This is a genomic window from Shinella sp. (genome assembly GCF_052438155.1).
Lineage (GTDB): Bacteria > Pseudomonadota > Alphaproteobacteria > Rhizobiales > Rhizobiaceae > Shinella.
In genome coordinates this window covers 1-22,312 of record NZ_JBQVPI010000041.1, presented here as the reverse complement: position 1 = coordinate 22,312, position 22,312 = coordinate 1, and the positions used below count along the sequence as shown (strand labels likewise).

The following is a 22,312-nucleotide window of genomic DNA, read 5'->3' as shown; positions in this document are numbered from 1 at the left end:
ATCAGGCTGAGTACTTGCATTTCGAATGGTGTTGCCAACGCGGCACCATCGGTTGCCCCTACTTCAGCAAAAGCGCCTCAGTTCAAATTTTCGAGCATCGTCCGGTGTCGCTAAAGCGCTCAGCGCCAACGGCACGTCGGCACTACGCCATAGACTTTCATCTTCCCTCACGCACGACGAAGCAAGGCTGCAAGGCAGGCGCAAGTCATTCACTTGCCGCATGCGAACCATTTGGCACCCACGCCTGATGCAGACGGTGTTTTCGGTACAGCGCTGCCTAGCCGGCGACCTGCTGCCGGAGCAAAGCATCGCGTGCTTGCTCCGAGGCTTGGATTTCGCAGGCCTTGGCCAGAACCCCAGCGACAGTGTTGGCCGGAACACAAACCAGGCCATCGACGCTGATCGCCACGAGGTCGCCAGGATGGATGTGTACTCCGGCCAATGTCACACGCTCTCCGACCGATACCGTGTTCAACCGACCCTTGCTGCGCAGCGGAGCGGTTCCCCGGCAGAGCACCGGAAGCGGGCCTGCTGCCAGCGCCTCCGCGTCGCGTGTCGCGCCATGAAGAACGACGCCGCCCAGGCCGTTAATCTGTGCCCGCAGCGAATGTCCCTCGCCCCACGTGACGATATCGGCATTGCCGCCAGCGTCGATGACCAGGATATCGCCGGGGCTGGCCAGGGAGAGGGCGGCGTCTCCCTGGCGGACGAGACCCGGCATGCCGGGCTTCGCCAATTCCTGCCTCAGAGTGAAGGCTCGGCCGAAAACCGTGCCACCCTTGCCACCGAGCAGGCGATAGCCGCCGCCGGCATTCTGCGCCAGGCCGAGCTCGTCCATGGCGTCGCTGATCTGCCCGACGCCGACGCCCACCCCGATCGCCTGCGCGATGGCATCCTTCATTTGGGAACCTTCGGCGCGGTCGAGGCAATCGAAGCCTTTTCGGAGATAGCCTCGAACCAAGCGGAAAGGCCCGGACGGCCAGCACGCCAGCCAGCCGCGTCGGGAAGCCGGACATCGAACCAGCCAAGCGCACAGACGAGGGCAACCTCACCGATCGTCAAGGCCTCGGTTGCCAGGTCCTTTGCCTCCTTCTCGGCTGCATCGAGCCCATTGGTAACCTTCAGGTGTTGCACGCCCTTCCAGTCTGCCCATTGCTTGTCTTCTGGCCGCAGGCCTTCGATGCGGGCAAGCTGGCCAGCCTCAAGCATTCCATCGCCGAGAGCGTTACGGCGCAACGCCGCCCAGCGGGCTGCTCCGGACGGGAAGAAGCGCGGTGCGCCATCGAGTTGATCAAGATATTCGGCGACCACCGTCGAGCCATAGAGCACCGTGCCGTCATCGAGCGTCAGCGCGGGTATCTTGCCGAGCGGATTGACCGCGATGGCCAGCTCGAGCGGCTGGAGCGGATTGACTGGTGCGGGCACGAGTTCCAGCCTGTCGACTAGGCCTTTTTCGTGGACGACGATCATGACTTTGCGGACGAAGGGCGAAAGCCCGCCATGGAGAAGTTTCATGGTCCTGGTCTCCTATCAACCTTGGAAGCGCGACTCGGGCAGGCCCCTGACGCCGATATCGATGCGGAAGAGGCCGCCGGCATTCGGCTCGGCGGCGCGCTGCTCGTCGCTGAGGCCCTGCCAGGCCGTTGTGACATAGAGAATGTCGCGGTTCGGGCCTGCGAAACCGGCGCAGGTGACGTTCGTTACGGGCATCACGATGATCCGGTCAACTGTACCATTCGGCGCGTAACGGACGACGCGCTTGCCGGCGAACTCGCAGTTCCAGATGAAACCTTCGGCATCCACCGTCGAGCCATCCGGGCGGCCAGGATTGGCCGTGAGGTCGGCAAAGACGCGGCGGTTCGAAATGGCGCCGTCGTCGATGTCGAAATCGAAGGCCCACATCATGCGCTTCGGCGTATCGGCAAAATACATGGTCTTGTCGTCAGGGCTGAAGCAGACACCGTTCGGGATATTGATGCCGTCGAAGAACTTCTGCGCGGAGAAATCCGTGCCGATGCGCCAAAAATTGCCGTCGTCCTGCCGAACGTTGTCGTTCATGCTGCCGAGCCAGAAACGGCCACGGCGATCGCAGCGTCCGTCGTTCAGGCGGTTATCCGGCAGGTCTTCTTCCGGATGAAAAATCTTCTCCCGGTCGCTGACGCCGGGCGTGAAGGCATAGATGCCGTCGTCCTGGGCGAGGATCATGCCGCCGCTTTCGCGCAGCGCATAACTGCCGAGCGCACGGCCACCCGTCAGGTAGACCTTGTGTTCGCCCGTTGCCGGATCGAACGACTGGACGCGTGGACGACGGACGTCCATCCACCAGAGAAGATTGCTGCGGTCGCACCAGACCGGCACTTCGCCCACCTGGTCGCCCGATTTCACAACACATTCGATTTCGGTCATCGCTTTTTGCTACTCCTTTGAGTTTCGGTTCAAGTCGCATCCCAAGGGACGCAGGTTCCTGTGCGCCGGGGAGCACTCTCCGGTCGCGATCCGCCATGCAGGCGGACGAAGGAAATTTAGGTTCAGGTGCGGCGCGTCACCGGACGCGTCGCGGTCGGTCTTCGAGGCTCAGGCTTCTTCGGTGAAGACCTCCTCGCGCTTCTTGCGGAATTGCGGAAGAATGACGGTGACGAGCAGCAGGGCAGCGATCATAAGCAACGCTGCCGAGACCGGTCGCGTGATGAAGGTCGTGGCATCACCCTTTGCCAGCAGCATGGCGCGCTTCAGATTGGATTCGAGCATTGGCCCGAGAATGAAGCCGAGCAGAAGCGGCGCCGGCTCGCATTTCATGCGCATGAACAGATAGCCGACGAAGCCGAAGATCGCCGCAGTCATGATCTCGAACGTCTGGTTCTGGATGCTGTAGAGACCGATGACGCAAAAGACGAGAATTGCCGGGTAGAGGTAGCGATAGGGCACGGAGATCAGCTTCACCCAGATGCCGACGAGCGGCAGGTTGAGCAGCACCAGCATGACGTTCCCGACGAACATCGAGGTGATCAGGCCCCAGAATAGGACCGGCTGCTGCGTGATGACCTGCGGGCCGGGCGCGATATTGTGGATCATCATCGCGCCCATCATCAGCGCCATCGTGCCGTTGGAAGGGATGCCGAGCGTCAGCATGGGGATGAAGGAGGTCTGGGCGGCTGCGTTGTTGGCGGCCTCCGGACCGGCGACGCCTTCGACCGCGCCTTCGCCAAAACGTTCGGGATGGCGCGACACCTTCTTTTCCAGTGTGTAGGCAGAGAATGAGGCGAGTGCCGCACCTCCGCCCGGCAGGATGCCGAGGATAGAACCGAGAACCGTGCCGCGGGCAGCCGCTGGTGTCGCCTCGCGAAAATCCTGCCGCGACGGCCACAGCCGAGTGATACGGTGCAGGATCGGCGTATTGCTTGTCTTCTCGCCGACATGGGCGATGATATCTGCGAAGGCGAACAGTCCCATCGCCACCGAGACGAACTCGATGCCGGTCGAAAGCTCCAGCGAGCCGAACGTGAAACGGTAGGCGCCGCTGTTGTTATCGATGCCAACGCTACCGAGCACGAGGCCGACCAGCACCATGCCGATCGCTTTCAAGAGCGAGCCATGCGCCAGGATGACGGCTGCGACGAGCCCGACAATCATCAGCGAGAAATATTCTGCAGGCCCGAAGGACAGCGCGACGGTGGCGAGGACCGGCGAGAAGCCGGCGACGAAGAAGGTGGAGACCGTGCCGGCAAAGACCGAGGCGAGCGCGGCGATCGCCAGCGCAGCACCGGCACGGCCGGCCTGCGCCATCTTGTGTCCCTCGATCGCGGTGACGACCGAGGAGGCCTCGCCCGGCAGGTTGACGAGGATGGCCGTGGTGGAGCCACCGTACTGCGCACCATAATAAATGCCCGAAAGCATGATCAGGGCCGACACCGGATCAAGCGCATAGGTCAGCGGCAGCAGCATCGAGATGGTTGCCAGCGGGCCAAGGCCCGGCAAGACGCCGATTGCGGTTCCGACTACGACGCCGACGAAACAGTAGAGCAGGTTTGCCGGCTGCAGTGACGTGGCAAAACCCGTCAGGAGATTGGAGAACAGGTCCATCGTCTCACTTCCAGAACAGGGGGATGCGCAGGTCCAGCCCGACGATGAAGAGGAGCCAGGCCATGATGGTGAGGCCGGCGGCCGAGACGAGCACAGACGCAATGCGGCTGTTGCGTGCGGCCAGCGACGAGACAAGCACCAGCACCGGAATGGCGACGAACAGGCCCGCTGTTAGCAGCAAAGCGCCCGAAAGGAGGATCGCACCGGTAATGACGACGGCCGATCGCCACTCGAAGGATGGTGCTACCGGCTGCTCGGCACGAACCGCCTTTGTCGTCACCAGCAGGCCGATCACGACGAGAACTACGCCCAGCGCCAGCGGAAACATGCCCGGCCCCATCTGCGAGGCGCGTCCGAGCGAATATTGCAGGGACTGCCAGGCGACGAATGCGCCAAACAGGGCGAAGAACAGGCCTGCCTGGCCATCGGGCGTCGCGTAAAATCTGTTTCTCATGGGGTCCTTCCTCCCGAGTGCCGGCCAACCGGTCGGCGCTTTTGGCAGTTCTATTGCGCCGCCTCCGTGCGGCGTTTGGCAAACGGGGTCAGCGGGCGCAAAAGCGCCGCTACATCGGTCGCCTTTTCAAGGTTCTTCAGGGCATCAAACGCGCTTTGCGCAACGCTTTCATCGACGCCGCAGCTCCTTGCACAATCCAGGAATTTGACGTTGAGGTCCGCCCAGCTCAGGGGACGCTTCGGATGACCGGGCGCCGTGTCGACACGCTGGCGAATGGTGCGGCCGTCCGTGAGCAGCGCTTCGACGATGACGAAGCCGCGCGTGCCGGCGCTCTTCTTGTTGTAGTCCGGGTCTTCGGCTCCACAGACCTCGTCTTCGATGACCTCGATCTTCTCGTACAGCGACAAGATTTCCGGCCGCATCACGGCCGCATCTTCGAAGGAGGCGATCGTCAGATGACGGTCGAGCATGGCGACGGCGAGCCCGTAAGGCATGCTGAACTTGCCCTCCAGCCCGGTCTTCGGGCGGTTGAAACGCAGCGGAAGCAGCGCGCCGGGCGCGACACGGCACGTGAGCTTTTCCAGCTGACCAAGCAGGGGCCCTACCACCCGCTCGATCTCGGCCACGCCATCTATGGCGCGGTGCGTGGCATAGCAGGTCGGAAATTTCTTCAGCGCGATACCCGGCGACACGATCGTCCAGGGACTGCTGAGCAACGGCAGGACCTTGCCGGCATCGCTCTCTTCCGTGCCATAGGCTGAAAGGTAGCCACCCTTGTCCTCAAGGGCCGAAAGCGAGGCCGTGAAGCCCGAGCGCACGAGATCGACGGCAATAACTGCAGACTGCGCGGCCCAGCCGGAATGCAGCGGCTTGGTCATCGTGCCGAAATTCGCCTGGATGCCAGAGGCCGTGGAGGCGGCAAGGCTCAGCGCCATGCGCGTTTCATTGACGTCGAGGTCGAACCGACGGGCAAGGGCCGCGACCGCACAGAAGAGCGCGATCGTGCCGGTCGTATGATAGCCTCGCTGGTAATGCCGGATGCCAACGCCTTGCGAGAGCTTCGAGCCCACTTCCAGCCCGACGATATAGGCATCGATGAAGTCCTTGCCCGAGATCGGTGTGTCGTAGCACTGCGCGATCAGGGCCGGCATGATGACGGCGGCCGGATGGCCTGGCATCATCGATAGGACATCGTCGAAATCCAGCGCCGCTCCGAAGGTGCCGCCGACAAGGGCCGCAGCCGGTGCATTGGCAGCGGCATCGGTTCCGATCAGCGGCACCGCGCCCTGCCCCATGCGTGAAACATAGTCGAGCATCGGCCCGGCAACGTCGCTGCCGGCACCGGAGAGGATCACCGCGACCGTGTCGACGATGACGCGCTTGGCGAGTTCGACGGCATCTGCGCCTGCATCGTCGATATCGGCATTCTTCACGAACGCGGCGAGACCAAGCGAAAGATCGATAGTCATGGGGTAGTCCTCTTGCTCATATGCTTTGGGGCGGGCCTGTCGTCGCCTACTCGGCGACGATGTTGGCGTCCTTGATGACCTTGCCCCACTTGTCGGCATCGGCATTGACCAGCGCCTTGAACTCGGCGGGCGTACTGCCGACGATTGTCGTTGCCGATTCCGCCCATTTGTCGATCAGCGCCTTGTCTTTCAGCGCAACGTTGATCTCGGCAGAGATCTTGTCGATGACGTAGGTCGGCGTGCCGGCGGGCGTGAAGATACCCCACCAGAGGCGGACATTGATGCCCGGATAGGCTTCTGCCAGCGTCGGCAGGTCGGCCAGAACCGCAGACCGTTCCGTGCCGGTCACGGCAAGCGCGTTGCTCTTGCCGTCCTTAACATAGGGCAGCATGTTCACGACGTTGGAGAAACCGAGATTGACCTGCCCCGAGATGAGGTCGAGGCTTGCCTGCGCGATGCCGTCATAAGGCACATGGACCAGCTTGATACCGGCGGCACTCTGGAAGAGTTCTGCCGCAAGATGGGCAGCACTGCCCTGCCCGACGGATGCATAGGTGATGGATTCCGGCTCGGCTTTCGCCTTTTCGACGAGCTGCGCGATGGTCTTGATGCCGGTGTCGGGATGCGCGGTGATCAGCATCGGCGTGAAGCCGAGTTGGGTGACGGGCTCGAATGCCGTCAGCGTATCGAATGGCAGATCGGGGCGAAGCGCCCGGTTCATGGCATGCGTCGCCACGCTGCCGACGAGGATCGTGTAACCGTCCGCATCCGCATTGGCGACGAATTGCGTCGCGACGACCCCATTGGCGCCCGGCTTGTTTTCCACGAGGACCGGCTGGCCCCACACCTTCGAAAGATGCTTGCCGATTGCCCGGGCGAGAAGATCCGGCGGACCTGCCGGCGGAAAGGGCACGACGATCGTCACGGGGCGATCGGGATAGCCCTCGGCCGCGGCGACGGGCGCAACGGAGGCAAAGGCACCGCATGTCAGCGCAGCGAGGCTGATGCGGGCAAAACTGCGGATAAAGGCTCTGCGGGTCGTCATGATATTCCTCCGTTTAGCGATCGGCTCCCAGTTCCGATTTTTCGTTTGTGCCACTATTTGGGAAAAACATCAAGTTCTGAATGTTGCGATATTTGTCGATTTCTGTATGGTGCATGGAAGCAGAGGAGTCGCGTTGCAAACGATGGACAAACCCACAGCAGAGAAAACCAGCATCGATCGCGCGTTCGAGATCCTCGATCTCCTGGACGAAAGCAGCCCGACGGTATCGCCGGAACAGATCGCCGCGACCCTCGACCTGTCGCGTTCCACGACCTATCGCTATCTGCGCGTGCTGTGTAATGCGGGGCTCCTGGTTCAACTCAGCCGCGGCAATTATTCGCTTGGACCGCGTATCGTGGAGTTGGAACGAAAAATCCAGATCAGCGATCCTATGACCTCTGTCGGCAACCGGCTGATGCCCGAGCGGGCGCGGCGGGTGCCGGGCAGCGTGCTAATCCTCTGCGGCCTGTGGGGCGACCGCGTGCTCTGCCTGCGTCAGGAAAACAGCGACGCGACCGGCGATGCCCCGCTGCGCCTTTTGCGCGCCCGCGGCCTGCCCTTTTCCCTGTTCAAGGGTGCGGCATCGCTGGCAATCCTCGCCAATCTACCGCCGGCGCGCCTGAAATCGCTGTTTTTGCGCAGCGGCGCAGAGATCGCGGAGGCGGGGCTTGGCGACAGCTGGACGGAATTCCGCCGCCGGATGAATGCCGTCCGAAAGACAGGTTCGTGCATCACCGTCGGGACGTTCGAATCCGGGCTTGCGGCAATCGCCGCCCCGATCTTCAACGACGAAGGCACCGTGATCGGCAGCCTCGCCCGAATCCTGAAACGGACACACCCTGAATCCGATGATGAACTTGCAGCCGACGTGCGCGACGCCGCGCGGCGATTTTCCCAGGAGTTGCAGGCAGGCATGGGAGCGCCCGGGCTGAGCGGCGCTGGTACGTCGCTACCGGAGAACGACGCCGCACTTCTCGGCAGCCTCATCGAACACGTATAAATCTCCACCGTCTATATGACGCCGAAAAATATAGCCGACTGCTCTTGAACAGATGTGAACCGACGACATGCCAAAGCGAGACCGCAACTCATGGGCAATATTGTATAATTCCCTATCGCTTGTCACGAGGATCGCCTAATCGGGCTGATCGTCCTTACTCCCCTCTGTTACTCCGATGCAAACGCCAGTACCTTGTTGAAACCGGCTTGGTGTTGTCGGCATGCCGGGGATGGTTTATCGAAGCGGCGCGGATGCAGTCTGACAGCCGATAGAGAGACACCAAATCGATGGCACGCAAGTACAGAAACGACTTCGCTTCGCAAGATGTCGAGTCGGAGCCCGTTATCTGCCCGCTCTGCGAGCGGGTGATACCTGACGACCAGATCGAGGACCACCATCTTGTTCCCAGGAGTAAGGGTGGCAAGATCAAGGTGCCTTTGCACCGGATATGCCACAGCCACATACATGCAGCCTTCACGGACGCCCAGTTGGCAAAGAAGTTCTCCACGATCTCAGCTATTCTCGAGGACCCCGCGATTCAGAAGTTCGTCAGTTGGGTAAAAACAAAACCACCTGGCTTCGATGATGAAGCAGAGGAGCGTGGCCGACGCCGCTGAGAATTGGCCACGATACTGCGCGCGTTAGGCTTGATTTAAGATCGCCAGCACGTTGTCCGCCCGATTCAATGCTTTGACCCTCTCTCCTGGTAAAGCATTGATGCGGCACACTTCGCCTTAATGGGGCTTGAACCAGCGACCCTTCATTAGATGATGCCGAAATTACTTCGGCATTCAACTCTGGTTTCACCTGCTCGCCTTGAAAGTAACCGAACCCCTAGCATATCATTCGGTTGAAGTAAGGCTCTGCTTAGGTTGAGTTTTTGCGGCGGAATGTAACTTCCGCATCTCATTCTGGTTCCACCACTAACGTCGCGACAATGGCAGCGCTGACAGATGATCTCGTTCAAGTGTCAAATGGTTCTGCCGTCTGCCCAATTGCGCGCACTCCCGCACGTAGTCTTTCGGATCGGTTAAACTGGCCGTAGCCGCCGCGCCGAGATTTCGGCTGCAGCCTCTCGCACGTCGGCGGCCATCTGCGCGATCGAACTGTCGTAGTCCGTCAGATTGCGTCCGCTGATAACGAGCGCTGCGTCCCAAACACCTAGATCCGTCTGGATCGGAGCGCTGACAGAGAACCTTCCTGGAATTCTTTCTTGCGACGCGACTGCAAAGCCTCTTTCGCGGATTTGACGCAGCTCGGCTGCGAGTTCATCAGTGGTAACTGGCTTGCCGTCGGCGCGCTGATGGTCTCCGACGGCGGTTACGAATTCCGAAAACTGCGGCTCAGGCATCCAGGCGGCGATGACCTTGGCAGCGCCCAGATGCAACGGCAACCTCCGGCCGATAGAGGCGTTGTATTGCATTGTATCATCACCGCCGCACCGCTCAACGATGACCCGCGAAAAGCCAAGGCGGATGTGTAGCGACACGGGAAGCCGGGTCCGCGCGTTGAGGACCTGCATATAAGGTCGCGCCTCATTCACCAGCCGACTTGTCAGTATGAACGAGTTGATTCCGATTACTGCTGCCAGACCAACAGTATACCCCAAGCCATCCGACGCTACGCGACCGCGCGCCTTAAGTGCCGTCAGAATTCGCTGTGCCGTTGCCGGATGCAGGCCCGCGCGCCGCGCCACCTCGCTCAGACGTAAGGGGGCGTCAGCGTCTTCAAGGACCTCAATGATGTCGAAGGCCCGATCCATCGAGCGCATCGGATTTCGTTCGGTCATGGTCCCCCCTCTCGGTCAGCATCTGTCAGCAACACACTTGACAGCTGCGCGTCAAGACGCCTACTGTCACTTTACGCAGTACGATAATTTATATCACACTGTGAACAAAAGCGGGAGGGGAGGCCTGCACGATGCCATCATTTATTGGACACCCGGATAAGCCGGACCGCTTCGCGACTTGGCTGGGCATAGGCTTCTCGGGACTTCTCCTCGCGAGCGGTGTATTTATGGCGATCAGCGCGCCGACACTGCGCCTGTTCTCCACGACCGGACCAGGATCGGGTTTTCTGCCGCTAATCATCGGCCTTGCGCTCGTAGTCGTCGCCGCACTCTTCCTGATCCAGCGTGTCGTTGAACTCCGAGAGCGCAGCACCGCCGAGGCTATGGACAACGCGCACGCAGCTATCGCATCGGTGGATGAAACGATCGAGGGAGATGCACCCGCCCCCTTGCCGGAAGCCGGATTGACGCGCGCAGGGCTAATTATAGTCAGCCTGATCCTGCTGGCCTCGACACTGGAGTACCTCGGCTTTCAGTTGTCGATGTTCTTTTTCCTGCTGTTCCACCTGCGCGTTCTCGGCAAAAGGAGCTGGGTCACGACGCTGATCATGGCGGCAGTCGGATCATTCCTCGTCTTCGCGCTGTTCTCGGGCCTATTGCGGGTAACACTTCCGCGCTCGGACATTCCGTTCCTAGAATCGCTGGGGCTTTGATCCATGGAATCCTGGTCCTACCTTCTGGAAGGCATTCTTGCCGCGTTGACGCTTCAGAACCTGCTATTCGCGCTGTTGGGGTGCATTATCGGCACGGCGCTGGGCGTGTTGCCCGGCATTGGATCAACCGCCGGGATAGCAATCCTCATGCCGCTGACTATTGGGCTCGACCCAGCGACTGCGATCATCATGCTGTCGGCGATCTTCTACGGCTGCGCTTATGGCGGCACGATCACCTCGGTCCTGTTAAACATCCCAGGTGAGTCTGAGACCGCCATCACCGCCATCGACGGCTACCAGATGACCCGGCAAGGCCGGGGCGGTATCGCCCTCTCGATTGCGGGGATTGGATCTTTCATTGGCGGTACCTTCGCGACTTTGTGCCTCGTGCTGGCTGCGCCGGTCCTGTCGCGTATCGGGCTAATGATAGGGCCTCCAGAAAGCTTTGCGATCGTTTTGGTTGGCGTGGCCCTGATCACCGGACTGGTCGGCAAATCGGTGGTGGCTGGGCTCTTGTCCGCCCTGCTTGGCTTTGCCATCGGGCTGATCGGGCTGGACCCGGTGTCCGGCTCGCCACGGTTCATCTTCGGTGTGACCAATCTCCTTGACGGCGTGGCTATCGTTCCCGTCTTGGTCGGTTTGTTCGGCCTGGGCGAGATGCTCTACAATGCCGATCCCACGTCGTCTCGTGTTCGTGCCCCGAAAATGCGCGAGCTGGTGCCGACCCGTACCGACGTGAAACGGTCGGTTCCGGCCATCACGTCGGGCGCGCTAATCGGCACTCTAACGGGGTTGGTGCCCGGCATTACCAGCACGATTTCCACGGTGTTGGCCTATAGTTTCCAGAAGCGCAGCTCGAAATTCAGCCACGAATTGGGAACCGGAGCGATTGAAGGTGTTGCCGCACCCGAAACTGCCAACAACGCTCATGTCAACGCGGCCTTCATCCCGCTGTTTTTTCTGGGTATCCCATCCTCGGCGTCGCTCGCAGTGCTGACGGGAGCCTTCATTCAGAATGGCTTTGCGCCCGGCCCACGCCTCTTCGTGCAACAGCCCGTGATGGTCTGGACCATCGTCGCCAGCATGTTCGTGGGCAATCTGCTGCTCCTCATCCTCAACGTGCCGCTGGTCGGCCTGTGGACGCGGCTGCTCGCCGTACCCTACTCGATCCTGTCGGCGCTGATCTTCGCCTTTATCATCATCGGATCCTATGCCGTCGACTCCTCGACCTTCAGCATTTTCGTGATGATCATCTTCGGCGTGGTCGGCTGGATCTTCCGGCGGCTGGAGATCCCGCTCGCACCTTTGGTGCTGACATTGATCCTTGGTCCCATGCTGGAAGTGTCGATGCGGCAGTCGTTGCAGATGTCGCGGGGCGATTTCTCGATCTTCTTCACCCGCCCCATCGCGCTGACCCTGATCATCGCGGCGGTGCTGGTTCTGGTGTTGGCGAGCGTCGGCGACAAGCTGGCCCCGCGCCGTGTCCACAAGCTGATGCAGTCGAATACGGAGGAGTAGCCCGCATCAGTCCGAAATTCGATCAACAAGGGAGGGGCCAAGCAGATCATCATGACATCGTTCCCCTGAATGTCTTGCTCACTGAATAGGTAAAACACGGCGGCGCAGTCCGCCCCCTGCAAGGAATAGACGACATGAAGAAGCATCTGACCGTGATCGCTGCGGCCATCACGATGATGGCCTCTGGCCTGACGGCATCGGCACAGGAAACCTGGCCCGACAAGCCCATTACGATGATCATCGGCTTCTCAGCCGGCGGCTCTACCGATGTGGGCGCGCGCATGATCGGATCGGCCCTGGAAAAGGAACTCGGCGTACCTGTCGTGGCTGAGAACCGCACCGGCGGCTCGGGTCAGGTCGGCTATAATGCGCTTATGGCGTCGAAGCCCGATGGCTATACGTTCAGCACGACCAGCGCCTCGGCCATTCTAGGTCCGATCGATCCCGCAATCGGCGCGGCTTATACCAAGGACGACTTTGCTCCCATCGCCCGCGTGGTGTTCGACCCGAATGTGCTGGCCATCCGGGCTGACAGCCCATGGAAAACGCTGGACGATGTTCTGGCCGCCGCGAAAGCTGCACCGGGCACCATCACCATCTCCCAGGTTGGCCCGACGGGCGGCGATGCGTTGATGCGCGTGCTGCTTGAAGAAGCCACCGGTGCGAAATTCGCCGTGGTTACCTATCCCGATGGCGCTACCACGGTAACGACCGCCGTCCTTGCGGGTGATTTGAACGTGATGGTCGCGAATGTCGGCGACGTGGTGGAATTCGAGAAGGCGGGCCAGATCCGCACAATCGGCGTCGCCAGTGACGTGCGCAGCCCCTTCCTGACCGAGGTGCCAACGCTTGCTGAACAGGGTCATGACATCGTCGTCGGCTCCAGCCGCGGCTTCGCGTTCCCGGCTGGTACGCCCAGTGAGATCGTGACCCGGGTGTCCGACGCGATCGGCAAGATCATGCAGAGTGCGGAATTCGTGGCCCAGATGAAGACCGCAAACCTCCAGGCCGCCTACATGAATGCCGCCGACTACAAGGCGTTCTGGGAATCCGAAACCACCCTTTGGACCAAACATATCGCAACACTGCTGGATCAAGCCCAGAAGTGACCACGTGCAGCACCCGATGACGGAAAAACAGAACATGACGCAATACAACCTTTCAACGACACGTCGGCGGGTGCTCGTGACGGTTCCCTTCCTGCCGAAGGGTCACTTAACGCTGGAGCCTTTCACGACAAACGGGATCGATGTCATCCACGGCACGTCGCGCAACATGACGACAGCCGATTGGACAGCCCTCGTCGCCAGCGTGGACGGCGCCATCGTGGGCAGCGATCCTTTCTCAGCACCCATCCTGGCCGCAGCCCCCCGGCTGCGTGCAGTGGCGCGGGGTGGGGTGGGGTATGACGCGATCGACGTTCCGGCAGCGACTGCGAACGGAGTGGCGATTTGCATCCACGCCGGGCTCAATCAGCGCGCGGTGGCGGAACTGGCGCTCACGCTGATGCTTGCTGCCCTGCGACGCCTGCCCGAGAACCTGGCAGATTATGCAGCTGCCGGTTGGAAGCGGCTCGATGGGCTGGAGCTGACGGGAGCAACCGTTGGCATCGTTGGACTGGGGCGCATCGGCAAGCGACTGATCCAGCTTCTGGCACCGTTCGAGGTGACGGTTCTGGCCCATGACGCCTGGCAGGACGAAGCCTTCGCCAAGACCCATGGCGTGAATTATGTCAGCGCCGAGGAGCTGCTTGCACGCTCTGATGTCATCAGCCTGCACATGCCGCTGACGCCGGAGACCAGAGGCTGGCTGAATTCCGAACGGCTGTCGCTGATGAAGCCCTCAGCCTCAGTGGTCAACACCTCCCGTGGAGAAGTCGTCGACCAGGATGCGCTGGCAGCCGCTCTGGCCGCGAAAACCATCGCCGGAGCGGCCCTCGATGTAGCGGTGGGCGAACCTCTGGCCATAGACCATCCGCTGCGGTCCTTCCCCAATGTCCTGCTGACGCCGCATGTCGGCGGCGCCACAGAGCAGGCGCGTGATCTTGGCGGCTCTACCGCCGTGCGCAACGTGCTTGCAATTTTAACCGGGGGCAGCACTCCCGATGTGATCAATCCTGAATACACCCGCCACCTGCGGCAGGCGTCCACCGAACCGGAGACCCTTTCATGAACGAACTCGATCCCAACCGCACGCTGCTGGATCCTGCCCTGCTGGCGCGCCTGCGCGTCTTGCCCGCAGCCAATATTGGTGATGTTCAGGACCGGCTGGGTTTGATGGATGCCGGCATCGGCCCGGTCTGGCCAGCTGCACGCATTGTCGGCTCTGCCGTTACCGTGCTGACGGCGGCAGGTGACAACAAGGTCATCCATGCCGCCATGGACGCCGCACACCCGGGCGAGGTCATTGTTATCAACGGCCTGGGCGACATGACCCGGGCGCTGATTGGGGAATTGATGGGTGAAAAGGCCTACGCGCTCGGCTTGGCGGGATTCGTCATCGACGGCTGTGTACGCGATGCCGATGCGTTGACAGAAATTCCGATGCCCGTATTTTCACGCGGCGTCACCCCAGCAGGTCCCTACAAAAACGGACCAGGCTATATCGGGCGGCCCATCGCCATGGGAGGCGTCGTCGTGCAGGTAGGTGATGTCATCGTGGCTGATGCCGACGGCGTCGCTGTCATCCGCAGGGCCGATGTCGAAAGCATCGTACAGCAGGCCGAAGCGAAATTCGCTCAAGAAACCGCCAAGCGCGCGATGCTGCGACAGGGCGCAAAGCCCGCGCTGGCTTGACGCCTGCGCACGGGAGGAAAGGCGCGGACCATGTCCGATCGAGGGGCTATTCATTGGCCGCTTCTTTTGCCCCTTCTGGCAGCGGCTGCGCTGTTGCAGACAACTGTGCCGCTTGCGCGGGTGGCCACGTCCTACCAAGCGGTCGACCAGGGAATGTCCCTGGCCAGCATTGGCCTTCTGTCTTCGGCGTTTGCGCTGCTGCCGGTGCTGTTCGTGGTCCGCATCGGTCGCTACAGCGACCGGCATGGCGAGGCTGCGGTCATCGTCACAGGGGCTGCTCTGGTGCTGGCAGCGGTGCTTGGACTGTGGTTGGCTTCGGGGGGCTTTCCCCTGATGCTGGGTTTCACGCTGCTGTTGGGGATAGGTCAGGTCATGACAATCTCGGCATTGCAAGTTGCCACGACGCGCTGTTCCGCTCCCGAATCCCATGACCGAGTCCTTGGTAATTTCTTGATTGCCACTGCACTTGGTCATGCCACAGGCCCTCTGCTCCTGACAGCCGTCACACCGACAGGTGCGCTCTCGCCTGGATCGGCGCTGTTTCCGGCCTTGGCGGGGGCGGCAGTGGTCCTGATGCTCGCCGCAGCACTGACTGCGCTGCGTATGCCGGCGCATATTGCTCCACCGTCCGACGAAAAGCCTCCTGCATTGAGGGCGATCCTTGCCCAACCCGGCATGGCTGTGACGGTGCTTGCCAGCGGCATCTGCCTCGCCACGAATGATCTGATCATGGTGTTCCTGCCTGCCCTAGCCGCCGCTCGCGGAATCGACGCTGCGACCGTCGGGCTGCTGCTCAGTCTCAGGGCGGCCGCATCCATGGCATCGCGGCTGCTGTTCTCGCAGTTGGTAAGGCGAGTGGGGCGCGTCCGGCTAATGACGCTGGCGATCCTCGCAGCGGGCCTCACATCCCTGGCACTGGCGGCAAGCTTGCCAGTCTGGGCCCTCGCACTGGTATTAGCAACGGCGGGCTACACGATGGGGATGGCGATTGCCTGCACCATCTCGGTCACGATGCTGCTCGCCCCGGTATCCAGCACGGCAACGGCGCTATCGCTGAGGATGACGGCAAATCGCGTCGGACAATTTCTGATACCGCTCGGTGCAGGGGCCACCGCAGCGTCACTTGGCCCCGGCAGCCCGTTCATCATCATGGGGACGGGTCTTGTCGCTTGCGCGCTGGCGGTACGGCGGATCCGTTAATCGTCCTGATCACCGCCCAAGCTGATGGAAAGGTCAGCAGCCACGCCCAGAACGTCAAGCTTCAGTCCCAGAAGCTTGCGTCTGTTCAGGCGCGAGGTCGGTCCCGATATGCTGAGCGCGCCGAACAGGGTGCGGTTCTCCCCATAGACGGGTACCGATATGCTGGAAATCTCCGGATGCCGTTCCCCAATCGAGATGCAGAACCCCGCCGCGCGAATCTCGTCGAAAACCTCTCCACGCTCCCCGGAAAAGGCCAGAAGCACCTTGCCAGGAGCGCCCAGATGTAGCGGAAGCGCCCGGCCGACGCGCTGCGCGTGGCGGATCGGGCTCGGCCCTTCGACCCGGGCGATGCAGATACGAATATCCCCCTCACGCACAAACACCGATGCGCTCTCGCCCGAGGTCCGGCTCAGCTCCTGCAACGGTGGCAGCAGGGTCAACTCGGAATCGAAGGTTGCCGTATAGCGCGCGCCCAGGCGCGCGACCGAGGGGCCAAGCCGCCAGCGCCCGTCTGGCCTGCGCACCACGTAGCCGGCGCTCTCCAGCGTACGCACGAGACGGAGCGCAGTCGTCTTGTGCAGGCCTGTTCGTAGGGAAAGTTCAGAGAGCTTCAGCGCCGGATGAGAAACCTGAAAACAATCAAGAACATCCAATGCCCTTTCCACTGCGGCGACACCGCCTTTGTTATCGTCGTCATGTTTCATCAGGTGAACCTAGTTTCATTGTATGGTCATATGTATCATAGTGTGAAACTTTTGTATGGACAAGACTGTTCTCGCCTCCCTAGGATCAGACCATCCGCAACCGAAAGACCCGGACAGAAAAGCAATGCATGGATTTCAGATCCTCCCTCGCCCCCGGACCGTCAGCGCCGAAATCGCGGCCAGCTTCCACGGCCTTCCCGTAGCCAACATCAGCGACTGCATGTCCCGCATGGCTGCCGGTGGCGCCGAGCTGCGGCCGCTGCATAAGGCCAGCTATATGTCCGGCCCGGCGCTGACCGTGCGGACCAGACCCGGGGATAATCTTATGGTGCACAAGGCGCTCGAATTGGCGCTGCCGGGCGACGTGGTGATCGTTGATGCCGGCGGCGATTTGACCAATGCGATCATCGGGGAGCTGATGATTGCGTTTGCAAAAAAGCGCGGCATTGCAGGGATTGTGATCGACGGCGCCGTTCGCGATCTGGATGCAATCGCATCCGACAATTTTCCAGTCTACGCCCGCGGCGTTACCCATCGTGGGCCGTACAAGGACGGTCCGGGCGCGATCAACGTGCCAGTTTCGATCGGCGGCATGCCTGTGCAGCCGGGCGATCTGATTGTGGGCGATCAGGATGGCCTTTTGGCCGTGCCCGCCGCCGAGGCCCCTACAATCCTTGCAGCCACGCGCAAGAAACACGCTGCCGAAGAGATTCAAATGGCCGCGATCCTTGCGGGTAAAAGTGATCGCGAGTGGATCAACAAGCGGCTGGCCGAACTGGGATGCGAGGGGCTTTCGGCATGAGCGACACCCTTCGCGTCGGCTTCATCGGCTTTGGAGAGATCGGGCGTATCCTTGCGCCCGGCCTCAAGGCCGCTGGCCACCCTTCGGTGGTCGTGCACGATCCGTTCCTCGGTGCGGAACAGCGCTATCTCGCCGAGGCAAACGGCGTCGGCATCTGCGGAACCCTGGACGAACTGTGCGGGTGGGCGGATCTGATCCTTGGTGTGACGCCTGGCTCGCAGTCCCTTCGTATCGCGACGGCCCTAGAGCCGCTCCTGAACGCCCGCCACACTTATCTCGACGTCGCCTCGACCACGCCAGCCATCAAAAGCCAGGTCTTTGATCGTCTCTCCCCCACCGGTGCCTGCATCGGCGACGCGGTCATCGTTGGAGCGGTGTCACAGGGACTGGCACTTTCCATCCTTGCCTGCGGGCCAGGTGCACCGGCAATGATCGACGAACTCACCCCCTTCGGTATGTCCATCCGCGAAGTGCCAGGCCCCTGCGGCACGGCAGCCAGCATCAAGATAATCCGATCCGTAGCGATGAAGGGTTTTGCCATGCTGGTGTTTGAGGCGCTGTCCGCCGCCCGCCGCTATGGCGTGGAAAAGGACGTGCTGTCCTCGTTGGACGAAACCTTTGCCCGACCCTTCCACAGCTATGTCGACCGGCTGGTTTCCGGATCCCTGAAACACGCGGTTCGCCGCCATGAGGAGGTGGAGATGTCGGCCGAGACGCTGCGCGACGTTTCCCTCGCCCCACTTATGACGGAGGCCACTATCGCGCGGTTTGCAGAGCTAGCCGTGCTCGCAAGTGATCCGGCAAACCGTCCCACCATCGAGCGCCTGCAGCAGGAGGGCTGGCAGGCGAGCGTGGACTGGCTGCAGCCCAGGCTGAGGCCCGCAATCTGACATTATCATAAATGGGAGGAAGGCATGTTTGAACACGTAAAGAACGGGACGGCGGCGCTGGCACTCATGGCAGCGCTGGCCATGCCCACGGTCGCAAATGCCGATTGGCCAAGTGACAAGCCCATCGAACTACTGGTCGGCTTCGCACCGGGCGGCGGGCAGGACATTATGGCCCGCACCATGCAGCCATTCTTGGAAAAGCACCTAGGTGCCGGCGCCAAGGTTATCGTCGTGAACAAGCCAGGCGGCGGGGCAGAGCTTGCCTACACTGCGCTGGCTCAGGCCAAACCCGACGGCTACACCTTTTCGTTGATGAGCCTGCCAGGCTTTCTGACCATGCAGGTCTCGCGCGAGGTCGGATTCAAAAACGAGGATATCGTCCCGCTCGCCCGCTTGGTCGTCGACCCGTCCTTCGTCGTGGTTAGCGCCAATTCCGAGTTTAAAACACTCAAGGATGTGGTTGAAACAGCAAAGTCTAGCGACACTCCGGTGACGATGGGCGGCTCCGGGGTTGGGACGGATGAGCATTTTACCGCGCTGGCACTTAAGAACGACTACGGGGTCAACATTGTCTACGCTCCGTTTAACAGCAATGCCGAGGCTATCACAGCTGCCATGGGCGGGCATATTGCCATGTCGGGCAGCAGCCTATCCAGCGGCGCGGGCGATTTGACCGGGGGCGGCCAGTTGCGCCCCATCGCGATCCTGCAAGAAGAACGCCACGCCGATCAGCCCGACGTACCAACGGCGAAGGAACAGGGCTTCGATATCGTCTTCAGCTCTGAACGAGGGATCGCCTCCAACGCCAATGTTTCGGAGGAGATTCGCACGCGTATGTCGAGCGCAATCAAGGCCACGCTGGACGACCCCGAATTCCGGGCCGCCGCAGCACCACTCAACATTCCCTTTGCTTATCTCGATGGGCCGGACTGGGCACTGTGGCTGAAGGATCGAGACGCGGTCTACCGCACGATGTGGGAAAAGTCGCCGTGGCAGTAACAGCTCGATTTGCGAAGATTGATCAGCCCGGCGCGTTGGCCGGGCTGATTTTCATCGGAATTGGCGTGCTTGGCCTGATCGCATCGCGCTCTCTAGCCTTTGGCAGCCTATCAATGATGGGATCAGGCTTCCTGCCACGAATCCTGGCGGTTGCGGTTGTGGGGGTCGGCATGTTGACCCTCGCCCGGGCACTCCTTTCCGCGCAGGCCGTCGGAATCTCGCCTACGAACCTTCGAGCGATCCTCTGCATCCTGGTCGCCGTGGCCGGCTTTGCGGTGATCAATATCTATGCCGGTTATCTCGCCGCGGCGACCTTCCTGATCGTCGTCTCGGCACTGGCAAGACCTGCGCGCCGCTGGCACGAAACGCTGCTTCTGGTCGTGGTGATGTGCGTGGCTACTACGCTGATCTTCATCGTGGGCCTGGGCGTCCAACTAAGGTTGTTCTGATGGACTTGTTGAATTCCGTTATGATGGGCTTTGTCGAGGTGGCGACGCCCATTAACCTGACGCTTTGCTTCGTCGGTGTCTTCCTTGGGACGGCCATCGGCGTGCTGCCCGGCGTCGGCCCCTCGGCCACCCTGGCCATGCTGTTGCCGGTCACCTATTTCTTGCCACCCGTTGCGGCGTTGATCATGCTCGCGGGCATCTACTATGGCGCCCAATATGGCGGGTCGACCACCGCTATCCTGGTAAACATGCCCGGCGAGGCGTCATCCGTCGTAACCGCGATCGATGGACATCAGATGGCGAGGCAGGGAAAGGCTGGGTTAGCACTGGCCGCAGCCGCGCTGGCGTCGTTCATGGCGGGGATGCTCGGAAATGTCGTCATCATATTGCTGGCACCCTGGCTTGCCACGATGGCGCTGTCGTTCGGGCCGGCGGAATATGTTTCGCTTGCGGTGTTTGGGCTGATTTCGTCCTGCCTTCTCGTATCAGGCTCACTTCTGCAATCAGCGGGAATGATCCTTGTCGGACTTTTGTTGGGGCTTGTTGGTATCGATGTGAACAGCGGCGGATCGCGCATGTCCTTCGGCTCGGTTTACCTTTATGATGGCATCTCGTTCATCGTGCTATCGGTGGCCTTCTTCGCCATTGCCGAAATCATGACGAACCTTGAGGAGCCGGACGAAAAGCGCCCAGTGCTGGACAGCCGCATCCGCCTTCGGTCCATGGGGCCGGAGTTGAAGAAAATCATCGGCCCTAGCCTGCGCGGCACAGCACTTGGCACCCTTATCGGCATCCTCCCCGGCGGCGGAGCAACGCTGTCAGCCTTCATGGCCTATGCCTTCGAAAAACGCATCTCACGCACGCCGGAACGCTTCGGCCACGGCGCAATTGAGGGTGTGGCAGCACCCGAAGCGGCAAACAATAGCGGGGCGCAGGCCAATCTGATCCCGATGTTAATCCTGGGCATCCCCACCGGCGGAGTGACGGCGATCATGCTCGGAGCGCTTATGATTCATGGCGTTGCGGCCGGCCCGAAAATCATCGAACAGCATGCAGATCTATTCTGGGCATTTATCGTCAGCATGTGGATCGGCAACATCATGCTCGTGATCCTGAACTTGCCCCTCGTCGGGCTTTGGGTCCGGCTTATCAGCGTACCGTATCGTCTACTTTACCCGGCGATCCTGTTGTTCTGCTGTGTGGGGGTCTACAGCGTGAACTCCAGCACGTTCGACCTGTTGATGGTGGCAGGCATGGCAGCGCTGGCCTGGTTGATGCGCAAGGCGCGGCTGAACCCGGTTCCTCTAGCATTAGGCTTTGTGCTCGGCCCGCTACTGGAAACGAACATTCGCCGGATGCTTTTGATTTCCGGCGGTGATCCCTCGCCCTTGGTAACGCGGCCTATTAGCGCGGTACTGCTGGCCCTTGCTGTGCTGGTATTGCTGTCGATCATCTGGTCTCACTATCGCCGCCGCGACCTAGCGGAACAGATTGTCGACGATTTTTGAACCATAAACGTGAGCCGAGATGCTTTCGCTCATTATTGCGATCGACGCCCGCCAACGCGGTCGCAATATAGTCGACCAATCGCGCCCACGCATCTCAAGCTATAGAAAAAAGGCGGACATTCGTGGCAAAACTTGATGCAATCGACCATATCGATATCGTTGTCGTCAACCCTGGAGAGATGGCGCGCTTTCTCGTTTCGCTGGGATTCACGCTCGTTCGCGAGACGGATCACTCTGGCGGCTCAATCGAGTTGACCTTCCCCAGTGATCCGCAAAGGGGGGTCGTGCTGGAGCTTGTTCCTCAAGTTCATGCGGAAGGGCTGCGCCCATTGGGATTGCGCCATATCGGACTGAAGTCAGATGATCTAGAGGCGCTGCATAGACAGCTAAAAGCAACCGGCTACACGGTAGATAACGTCCGGGTCATCGAAGCGACTGGGCGGAAACTGTTCAATATTTGCGGCCCCGAAGGCTATTTCCTCCAAGTCGTCGACTGCAAATAGGGAGCCCAAATAATTCCGCGCACCACCCACAAGCCACCTCTGCCGTTAACCGGACAGGTAGTGTCCCGAAGCGACCGTTCTATCGCCTTGAAGGGAACCGAACCAGCGGCACGTTGTTTTCCCGATAACGTTGCGCAATAAGGACTAAATTGAATCGGTCAGAATTTCGGCGGCGCGCGGTCAGCACTGCGATAGGCCGCGATCACGGTGTTGTCCATCAGCATGGCGATGGTCATCGGCCCGACACCGCCCGGAACCGGGGTGATCGCACCGGCAACCTCTGAAACCTCGTCATAGGCGACATCGCCCACCAGACTGCTCCTGCCCTCGCCGCCCTCCGGCGCATCGAGACGGTTGATGCCGACGTCGATGACGGTGGCACCCGGCTTCACCC

The 22,312-nt window shown here is 61.1% G+C and carries 23 protein-coding genes and 1 pseudogene; 14 read left to right on the top strand and 10 right to left on the bottom strand.

What is annotated here, in order from left to right; genetic code table 11:
* Positions 1–277: 277 nt before the first annotated feature.
* The 7 genes from ACT6VE_RS31850 to ACT6VE_RS31820 form a co-directional block, all read right to left on the bottom strand.
* Positions 278–901, bottom strand: coding sequence for an RraA family protein (locus tag ACT6VE_RS31850; RefSeq protein WP_444802249.1), 624 nt, complete (start codon positions 899–901; stop codon positions 278–280).
* The gene (locus ACT6VE_RS31845; protein ID WP_444802248.1) at positions 898–1,515 is read right to left on the bottom strand and encodes a glutathione S-transferase N-terminal domain-containing protein; all 618 of its coding nucleotides are present in this window, start codon (positions 1,513–1,515) and stop codon (positions 898–900) included. Before ACT6VE_RS31845 ends, ACT6VE_RS31850 begins: the two co-directional genes overlap by 4 nt.
* 15 nt (positions 1,516–1,530) lie before the next feature.
* Entirely contained in the window at positions 1,531–2,406 is an 876-nt protein-coding gene (locus ACT6VE_RS31840) for an SMP-30/gluconolactonase/LRE family protein (protein ID WP_444802247.1), read from the bottom strand.
* A 168-nt stretch (positions 2,407–2,574) separates the two neighbouring features.
* Complete coding sequence (locus ACT6VE_RS31835; RefSeq protein ID WP_444802246.1) at positions 2,575–4,080, bottom strand: tripartite tricarboxylate transporter permease; 1,506 nt, start codon at positions 4,078–4,080, stop codon at positions 2,575–2,577.
* 4 nt (positions 4,081–4,084) lie between these two features.
* Positions 4,085–4,534, bottom strand: coding sequence for a tripartite tricarboxylate transporter TctB family protein (locus ACT6VE_RS31830; RefSeq protein WP_444802245.1), 450 nt, complete (start codon positions 4,532–4,534; stop codon positions 4,085–4,087).
* A 50-nt stretch (positions 4,535–4,584) separates the two neighbouring features.
* Positions 4,585–6,003, bottom strand: coding sequence for an MmgE/PrpD family protein (locus tag ACT6VE_RS31825; protein WP_444802244.1), 1,419 nt, complete (start codon positions 6,001–6,003; stop codon positions 4,585–4,587).
* Between the two features lie 46 nt (positions 6,004–6,049).
* On the bottom strand, positions 6,050–7,048 hold the full coding sequence (locus ACT6VE_RS31820) for a Bug family tripartite tricarboxylate transporter substrate binding protein (protein WP_444802243.1): 999 nt from the start codon (positions 7,046–7,048) through the stop codon (positions 6,050–6,052).
* On the opposite strand from ACT6VE_RS31820, the gene ACT6VE_RS31815 reads away from it, so the two are divergent.
* A complete protein-coding gene (locus ACT6VE_RS31815; protein WP_444802242.1) occupies positions 7,047–8,048 on the top strand; it encodes an IclR family transcriptional regulator in 1,002 nt (333 codons plus the stop codon). The two genes, ACT6VE_RS31820 and ACT6VE_RS31815, sit on opposite strands and share 2 nt — an antisense overlap.
* 287 nt (positions 8,049–8,335) lie before the next feature.
* The gene (locus ACT6VE_RS31810) at positions 8,336–8,665 is read left to right on the top strand and encodes an HNH endonuclease (protein WP_444802241.1); all 330 of its coding nucleotides are present in this window, start codon (positions 8,336–8,338) and stop codon (positions 8,663–8,665) included.
* Between the two features lie 413 nt (positions 8,666–9,078).
* On the opposite strand, the gene ACT6VE_RS31805 is transcribed toward ACT6VE_RS31810, so the two are convergent.
* Positions 9,079–9,837 carry an IclR family transcriptional regulator gene (locus tag ACT6VE_RS31805; protein WP_444802240.1) on the bottom strand — a complete coding sequence of 253 codons (759 nt, stop codon included), beginning with the start codon at positions 9,835–9,837 and terminating at the stop codon, positions 9,079–9,081.
* Positions 9,838–9,968: 131 nt separating this feature from the next.
* Between ACT6VE_RS31805 and ACT6VE_RS31800 the strand changes: the two genes are divergently transcribed.
* The 6 genes from ACT6VE_RS31800 (at position 9,969) to ACT6VE_RS31775 (ending at position 16,063) form a co-directional block, all read left to right on the top strand.
* On the top strand, positions 9,969–10,550 hold the full coding sequence (locus ACT6VE_RS31800) for a tripartite tricarboxylate transporter TctB family protein (RefSeq protein ID WP_444802239.1): 582 nt from the start codon (positions 9,969–9,971) through the stop codon (positions 10,548–10,550).
* A gap of 3 nt (positions 10,551–10,553) precedes the next feature.
* A complete protein-coding gene (locus ACT6VE_RS31795; RefSeq protein ID WP_444802238.1) occupies positions 10,554–12,068 on the top strand; it encodes a tripartite tricarboxylate transporter permease in 1,515 nt (504 codons plus the stop codon).
* Positions 12,069–12,202: 134 nt separating this feature from the next.
* Positions 12,203–13,177, top strand: a complete 975-nt coding sequence (locus ACT6VE_RS31790) for a tripartite tricarboxylate transporter substrate binding protein (protein ID WP_444802237.1) — start codon at positions 12,203–12,205, stop codon at positions 13,175–13,177.
* A gap of 16 nt (positions 13,178–13,193) precedes the next feature.
* Positions 13,194–14,240, top strand: coding sequence for an NAD(P)-dependent oxidoreductase (locus ACT6VE_RS31785; protein ID WP_444802236.1), 1,047 nt, complete (start codon positions 13,194–13,196; stop codon positions 14,238–14,240).
* Entirely contained in the window at positions 14,237–14,863 is a 627-nt protein-coding gene (locus ACT6VE_RS31780; RefSeq protein WP_444802235.1) for an RraA family protein, read from the top strand. The genes ACT6VE_RS31785 and ACT6VE_RS31780 overlap by 4 nt, the downstream gene beginning before the upstream one ends.
* Before the next feature lie 30 nt (positions 14,864–14,893).
* Entirely contained in the window at positions 14,894–16,063 is a 1,170-nt protein-coding gene (locus ACT6VE_RS31775) for an MFS transporter (RefSeq protein WP_444802234.1), read from the top strand.
* Here the strand turns inward: ACT6VE_RS31775 and ACT6VE_RS31770 are convergent.
* Positions 16,060–16,767: an IclR family transcriptional regulator gene (locus tag ACT6VE_RS31770; RefSeq protein WP_444802233.1), complete on the bottom strand. Its 708-nt coding sequence runs from the start codon at positions 16,765–16,767 to the stop codon at positions 16,060–16,062. The two genes, ACT6VE_RS31775 and ACT6VE_RS31770, sit on opposite strands and share 4 nt — an antisense overlap.
* A gap of 124 nt (positions 16,768–16,891) precedes the next feature.
* Between ACT6VE_RS31770 and ACT6VE_RS31765 the strand changes: the two genes are divergently transcribed.
* From ACT6VE_RS31765 to ACT6VE_RS31740, 6 genes are all read left to right on the top strand, one after another.
* The gene (locus tag ACT6VE_RS31765) at positions 16,892–17,569 is read left to right on the top strand and encodes an RraA family protein (protein ID WP_444802254.1); all 678 of its coding nucleotides are present in this window, start codon (positions 16,892–16,894) and stop codon (positions 17,567–17,569) included.
* Positions 17,566–18,459 carry a DUF1932 domain-containing protein gene (locus tag ACT6VE_RS31760; protein WP_444802232.1) on the top strand — a complete coding sequence of 298 codons (894 nt, stop codon included), beginning with the start codon at positions 17,566–17,568 and terminating at the stop codon, positions 18,457–18,459. Before ACT6VE_RS31765 ends, ACT6VE_RS31760 begins: the two co-directional genes overlap by 4 nt.
* Positions 18,460–18,483: 24 nt before the next feature.
* The gene (locus tag ACT6VE_RS31755) at positions 18,484–19,458 is read left to right on the top strand and encodes a tripartite tricarboxylate transporter substrate binding protein (RefSeq protein WP_444802231.1); all 975 of its coding nucleotides are present in this window, start codon (positions 18,484–18,486) and stop codon (positions 19,456–19,458) included.
* Positions 19,449–19,907 (top strand): tripartite tricarboxylate transporter TctB family protein, encoded by a 459-nt coding sequence (locus ACT6VE_RS31750; RefSeq protein WP_444802230.1) that lies wholly within the window; start codon positions 19,449–19,451, stop codon positions 19,905–19,907. Before ACT6VE_RS31755 ends, ACT6VE_RS31750 begins: the two co-directional genes overlap by 10 nt.
* Positions 19,907–21,415: a tripartite tricarboxylate transporter permease gene (locus tag ACT6VE_RS31745; protein WP_444802229.1), complete on the top strand. Its 1,509-nt coding sequence runs from the start codon at positions 19,907–19,909 to the stop codon at positions 21,413–21,415. The genes ACT6VE_RS31750 and ACT6VE_RS31745 overlap by 1 nt, the downstream gene beginning before the upstream one ends.
* Positions 21,416–21,537: 122 nt before the next feature.
* On the top strand, positions 21,538–21,918 hold the full coding sequence (locus ACT6VE_RS31740; RefSeq protein WP_444802228.1) for a VOC family protein: 381 nt from the start codon (positions 21,538–21,540) through the stop codon (positions 21,916–21,918).
* A 158-nt stretch (positions 21,919–22,076) separates the two neighbouring features.
* On the opposite strand, the pseudogene ACT6VE_RS31735 reads toward ACT6VE_RS31740, so the two are convergent.
* A pseudogene (locus tag ACT6VE_RS31735) lies at positions 22,077–22,312 on the bottom strand (bifunctional methylenetetrahydrofolate dehydrogenase/methenyltetrahydrofolate cyclohydrolase); the annotation flags it as partial.

Excerpts from the sequence above, each read along its gene's own strand:
- ACT6VE_RS31850 (WP_444802249.1), bottom strand. The coding sequence starts at position 901 with ATGAAGGATGCCATCGCGCAGGCGATCGGGGTGGGCGTCGGCGTCGGG.
- ACT6VE_RS31845 (WP_444802248.1), bottom strand. The coding sequence starts at position 1,515 with ATGAAACTTCTCCATGGCGGGCTTTCGCCCTTCGTCCGCAAAGTCATG.
- ACT6VE_RS31840 (WP_444802247.1), bottom strand. The coding sequence starts at position 2,406 with ATGACCGAAATCGAATGTGTTGTGAAATCGGGCGACCAGGTGGGCGAA.
- ACT6VE_RS31835 (WP_444802246.1), bottom strand. The coding sequence starts at position 4,080 with ATGGACCTGTTCTCCAATCTCCTGACGGGTTTTGCCACGTCACTGCAG.
- ACT6VE_RS31830 (WP_444802245.1), bottom strand. The coding sequence starts at position 4,534 with ATGAGAAACAGATTTTACGCGACGCCCGATGGCCAGGCAGGCCTGTTC.
- ACT6VE_RS31825 (WP_444802244.1), bottom strand. The coding sequence starts at position 6,003 with ATGACTATCGATCTTTCGCTTGGTCTCGCCGCGTTCGTGAAGAATGCC.
- ACT6VE_RS31815 (WP_444802242.1), top strand. The coding sequence starts at position 7,047 with ATGATATTCCTCCGTTTAGCGATCGGCTCCCAGTTCCGATTTTTCGTT.
- ACT6VE_RS31820 (WP_444802243.1), bottom strand. The coding sequence starts at position 7,048 with ATGACGACCCGCAGAGCCTTTATCCGCAGTTTTGCCCGCATCAGCCTC.
- ACT6VE_RS31810 (WP_444802241.1), top strand. The coding sequence starts at position 8,336 with ATGGCACGCAAGTACAGAAACGACTTCGCTTCGCAAGATGTCGAGTCG.
- ACT6VE_RS31805 (WP_444802240.1), bottom strand. The coding sequence starts at position 9,837 with ATGACCGAACGAAATCCGATGCGCTCGATGGATCGGGCCTTCGACATC.
- ACT6VE_RS31800 (WP_444802239.1), top strand. The coding sequence starts at position 9,969 with ATGCCATCATTTATTGGACACCCGGATAAGCCGGACCGCTTCGCGACT.
- ACT6VE_RS31795 (WP_444802238.1), top strand. The coding sequence starts at position 10,554 with ATGGAATCCTGGTCCTACCTTCTGGAAGGCATTCTTGCCGCGTTGACG.
- ACT6VE_RS31790 (WP_444802237.1), top strand. The coding sequence starts at position 12,203 with ATGAAGAAGCATCTGACCGTGATCGCTGCGGCCATCACGATGATGGCC.
- ACT6VE_RS31785 (WP_444802236.1), top strand. The coding sequence starts at position 13,194 with ATGACGGAAAAACAGAACATGACGCAATACAACCTTTCAACGACACGT.
- ACT6VE_RS31780 (WP_444802235.1), top strand. The coding sequence starts at position 14,237 with ATGAACGAACTCGATCCCAACCGCACGCTGCTGGATCCTGCCCTGCTG.
- ACT6VE_RS31775 (WP_444802234.1), top strand. The coding sequence starts at position 14,894 with ATGTCCGATCGAGGGGCTATTCATTGGCCGCTTCTTTTGCCCCTTCTG.
- ACT6VE_RS31770 (WP_444802233.1), bottom strand. The coding sequence starts at position 16,767 with ATGAAACATGACGACGATAACAAAGGCGGTGTCGCCGCAGTGGAAAGG.
- ACT6VE_RS31765 (WP_444802254.1), top strand. The coding sequence starts at position 16,892 with ATGCATGGATTTCAGATCCTCCCTCGCCCCCGGACCGTCAGCGCCGAA.
- ACT6VE_RS31760 (WP_444802232.1), top strand. The coding sequence starts at position 17,566 with ATGAGCGACACCCTTCGCGTCGGCTTCATCGGCTTTGGAGAGATCGGG.
- ACT6VE_RS31755 (WP_444802231.1), top strand. The coding sequence starts at position 18,484 with ATGTTTGAACACGTAAAGAACGGGACGGCGGCGCTGGCACTCATGGCA.
- ACT6VE_RS31745 (WP_444802229.1), top strand. The coding sequence starts at position 19,907 with ATGGACTTGTTGAATTCCGTTATGATGGGCTTTGTCGAGGTGGCGACG.